Source organism: Corallococcus praedator, from assembly GCF_003612125.1.
In the GTDB taxonomy this organism is placed as follows: Bacteria; Myxococcota; Myxococcia; order Myxococcales; family Myxococcaceae; genus Corallococcus; species Corallococcus praedator.
In genome coordinates this window covers 1-4,059 of record NZ_RAWI01000594.1, presented here as the reverse complement: position 1 = coordinate 4,059, position 4,059 = coordinate 1, and the positions used below count along the sequence as shown (strand labels likewise).

Annotated in this window: 2 protein-coding genes and 1 pseudogene; all 3 read right to left on the bottom strand. The window is 67.5% G+C overall.

The features are described 5' to 3' along the window. Positions 1-158: 158 nt before the first annotated feature. On the bottom strand, positions 159-1,493 hold the full coding sequence (locus tag D7Y13_RS39370; RefSeq protein WP_120586110.1) for a hypothetical protein: 1,335 nt from the start codon (positions 1,491-1,493) through the stop codon (positions 159-161). After that, positions 1,490-3,685, bottom strand: a complete 2,196-nt coding sequence (locus D7Y13_RS39365) for a hypothetical protein (protein ID WP_120586109.1) — start codon at positions 3,683-3,685, stop codon at positions 1,490-1,492. The genes D7Y13_RS39370 and D7Y13_RS39365 overlap by 4 nt, the downstream gene beginning before the upstream one ends. Next, positions 3,675-4,059, bottom strand: a pseudogene (locus D7Y13_RS39360) (hypothetical protein); the annotation flags it as partial. The gene D7Y13_RS39365 and the pseudogene D7Y13_RS39360, both read right to left, overlap by 11 nt.

Sequence of the window (4,059 nt, the reverse complement as noted above, 5' to 3'; positions counted from 1 at the left end):
ACCGGCCGGCCTTCATCAGCTCGACGACCCGCTCACGGAACTCCGGAGGGTATGGGGGGCGTGACTTCGGCATCGTGGGACCCTTTTCGCACAGCGGGTGGGACTCCACGAAACCGGGGCAACTTCACTCGGCGCCCTGCCAAGCCCAGCCGCCGCCGTCAGGGCCGGTACCGCTCCACTTCACGGAAGAACTGTGTGAGCGAGTACTCCAGTAGCGACTGGCAGGACTGCATGTACCGGCGGGCGCGGAGGAAAGGCAGCCAAACGCGCTTGCCCACCCTCACCTGGGACTCTTCCATCTTCTGCCGCGGAACCCACTTCCCTCCCAACCGCCGCACCAGCACGTCCCCCAGATAGGCTCCAAGCGCCGGTGTGGTGTGCCCATCAATGAGCTGCCGCTCGTACCTCTCGGGGAAATCTTCCCTCCAGAAGTAGAAGTCCAAGTCCGTGAGTGACTCGGCCGTCTCGTCCATGATGGAAGGCACCTTGGTGTGTAGTGCAGCCACTAGACCTTCGGATAGGTCTCCGTAGGATTCGAGGACGCGCTCCGGATTAGCCACGTCCGATGGAAGGGCGACCGGCAGCCACTCTTCCGGCACAGGAGGCCGGAAGGCGTTGAGCTCGGCGATCTTCCGTTGCCGCTCGCTGATGGCGAACTCGTCCGGCAGCCGCGACAGGAGCGGCGCCACGTCAGGATGGAAGCGCGGCTCGGCGGGTACGAGCGCGGCGCTGCGCTCTCTCAGCGTGCGTAGCACCGTGTCGAAGTCGAGGTCCGGCCGCAGGTGGACATGGGCACGGGCCTGCGCCACGCGCGCCTCATCGCTGGCGAACTCGGTGGCAGTGGGCCATAGCACTAGGAGGACAGAGCCGTTGGGAAGCTCCTCCACGAGATGCGCTGGCGTCGAGAGCATCCGCTCTCGGCCTACACTCTCTACGAGCTTGGGGCCGAAGACGTTCAGCCAGGACACTTCTTGAATCCTGTCGCCCCCATTCTCCTCTGAAGGGTCCACAGCGCTGTCAAGGCTTGAGCCCTCCGCCAGCTGATCCTCAGCTAGACTATTAGCTGTGGCGCCAGCAACAGGGTAATGAGAAGCCCAGGCGCGGACCATGCCCACAAACTCGCTGCAACGCGCTGTCTCCCTGAAAAGCGATAGTGGCTGAACAGAGACCCAGACATACAATCTGGGGGCTGAGGGCGGCAACGAAAGCCTAAGAGACATATCCAACAAGGGCCACGTCGCACGAGAGAGGCCAACGGACATGCTTTTCTTTCCGCGCTTCTCGTCCAGCGCCTTCAGGACGGAAACGCGGGAGTATGTGTACTGCCACTTGCCTTCAACAACTTCCGGCATCCACGCGCCCGCGTGAGACTCAAGCGCCCTGAAAAAGGGCTCCAACGCCTGATTCAGGTCTACGGCCTGATCGAAGGTAGCCTCTAAGGAGAGGCGAAGACGGTCGTCGGTGTCAGGTCCGCGTTTCTCAGCTCCATTCATTGGATCGACACCTCCACTCCCTCTACTTCGTTCTGAGCATCTCGCACGGCCGCTCGCGATGCTTTCGGATCCGCAGGTTTGAGCTTTCCACCCTCATATATAAGGCGGACTCTTTGGATCTGTGCCGTCTGTTCGATTCCGGGGCGGCGGATGTTCAGGGTCTCCCCGTAATACCTTAAGGCAGCGCTCGCGTCCTCGATCATTTGAGTCGTGAGGGCCTCGGCTCCGAGTTGCGAAAGATCACGACTCTTGAGGCTGAACGTCTCTACGCGTGGTGTCGCGCCAACAGCGGGCCCATCTTCGATAACAAGCACGTCCGCGAAGCGAAGGTCCGCCTTCGCCACCCCCACGTGCGTCTCGATGCGCGGCTGGTCGAAGTCCCTGAGCCACCGCCGCTGCGCCCGGGGCAGGACCGCGTCCGCATCCAGGAGAGCGACCATCCTCCTCTCGAAGGCCAAGCCCCGGGCGTACCTGTCGCGCACGAGCCGGTAGCCCGCCCACTTCAGGGGGCCCTTCTCCGCAATCCCCTGCTTGATTTCCGCGGCCCTCGTCTCCAGGTACGCCACGTAGTCGTCCCAGAGTGGCTCCACCTTGACCTCGGCGGGAGCCGCCTTCTGCAGGTCCTGGCGGTGCCTCGTCAGCTCCACCACGTCCATCGACAGGCGCTCCCCGGGAAACTCCGCCTCCAACTGCTTGAACTTCGCCTCCGCTACCTCAGCCGGGAGCCCTGCCGCCTCGGGAGGCACGGAGGGCCGAGTACCGCCCCTTCTCCCGGAGCCCCCGCCGGCGGACGCAGCACTCGGGGGCTCTCGGTACCGTACGGCCAATGTGGCCTGTGCCTGCGCGACGTTGCCTCGCGCCTCGTACAACGCCAGCGCGCCCGCCTCGCCCCACTCCGCCACCAGAATGGCTGCGTCCCGGTCCTGCTGGAGATAGCGCGCCAACTCCCCCACGACGCTCTCCCCGACTCGCGCCTCCAACCTCTCCAGCACCGCCTTCAGCGACTCCACGCGGGACACCACCGCTTGGAGGCGAGCGCGCTCCAGGCGGGAGACGCCAGCTTCACGAAGCGCGCGCGCTCCCTTCCCTCCCGCATACAGCCCCACCATGAGGGCCGCGGGCGCCAACTGCCGCGTGGCCTCCTCGTACTCCCCCTTGGCGAGGGAGGCCCCACCCCGCGCCGTCCCCGCCGCCAGGTGGTAGAAGCCCAGCGGCACACCGAAGGTGAGGTGGTCGAAGGACGCCAGGGCCACGTTGCCCGGCGCGAAGGCCCCCAGGAATTGGGCGTTCTCCACCTCCTCGTACGCAGCCTGGTAGGGCGGTGGGAGCTGCGCGGGCAGCGTGGACGCATCCACGCTCCGGCTTCCGCCGACGAGGGGAATGGAGGCCGCGACGTCGTCCGCGGCCCGCCCCAGCCCGCGCGCGATGTCGCCGCCGCGGAAGCTCCGCTCTGGGAAGTCAGCGAGGGCCATGCTTCGCTGCCTCAGCTCCTCGCGCACCACCTCCATGGCCCCCAAGGCGCGCTTCAGCAGCTTGTCCTCGGCCAGCAGGCGCAAGAGCTGCCGCACCTCGTCGTCGTGCGAGGTGTGCAGGACGAAGAGGGCGAGGACTTCCGCCTTGGCCAGGCCGTGCTTCTCCACGGCGGTGGAGAGGAAGGCCGCGCGCTTCTTGAGGAGGACGCGGGCAGCCTCGGCCTCCAGGGGGCCCAAGGCGCCCAGCCGAACGGCGTTCCAGTCCGAGAGGGCCTCCACCAGCCGGGGCATGTCCACCTGGCGCTGCAAGGCCAGGAAGGCCGCGGGCGTGGTGCACGCCAGGAAGGGCGCCAGCACCTCGTCCTCCGAGTCCAGGTGCGGCCAGCCCGCGGGGACGTCCCCGCACACACCTGCCAGGGCCCCCACCACTCGCAGGGGCGCCGTTTCTCCTCCGCCGGGATTCGGGGGAGAGGGCGTGGCCCGGCGGCGGTGCAGAAGCGATCCGTCCGCGGACTCCGCGTTGAAGTCCTCGGGCGCATCATCCTCGGGGAGACTCGCGACAGCACCGCGCCCCAAGGCCGCAAGGGGTGTCGCGCCCGAGACGGCAGCAAGGGTGCCTCCAGGGCCCGCCCGTGAGGGCAGCGAGGCACAGCCCGACGTCAGGAGGGCCAGGGCCAGCACCAGGCCCACTACGCCGCACGGCAGTCGCTCAGCGCGCATTGTCCACCCCCAGCCCCACGGCCGCGAAGGCTCCCGGCCGCAGCGTCCCCTCCGGCGTGGGAAACAGCAGCGTGCCGCCCTGCCCCAGCGTGTAGAGGTTGCCTCCCAGGAAGCGCCACCGAGCCTCCCCCGAGACGAGGTAGCGCGTTCCCGGCTGTCCCATGGCCGTCGCCAGTCCGCCGACGCCCACCGTGAGGTTGCGGTGGAAGAGCTGCGCCTCCACCCGCCCGTCCACGTCCACCCGGCCCCAGGAGAAGGCCTCCACTCCCAGGGAGAGGAAGAGGTGTCGCTGGCGCATGCCACTCAGCCGCACCGCGTCCCAACTGAGAATCACTTCCCCGTAGGCGGAAGCCCCTTCCGGGAAGGACGCCTCC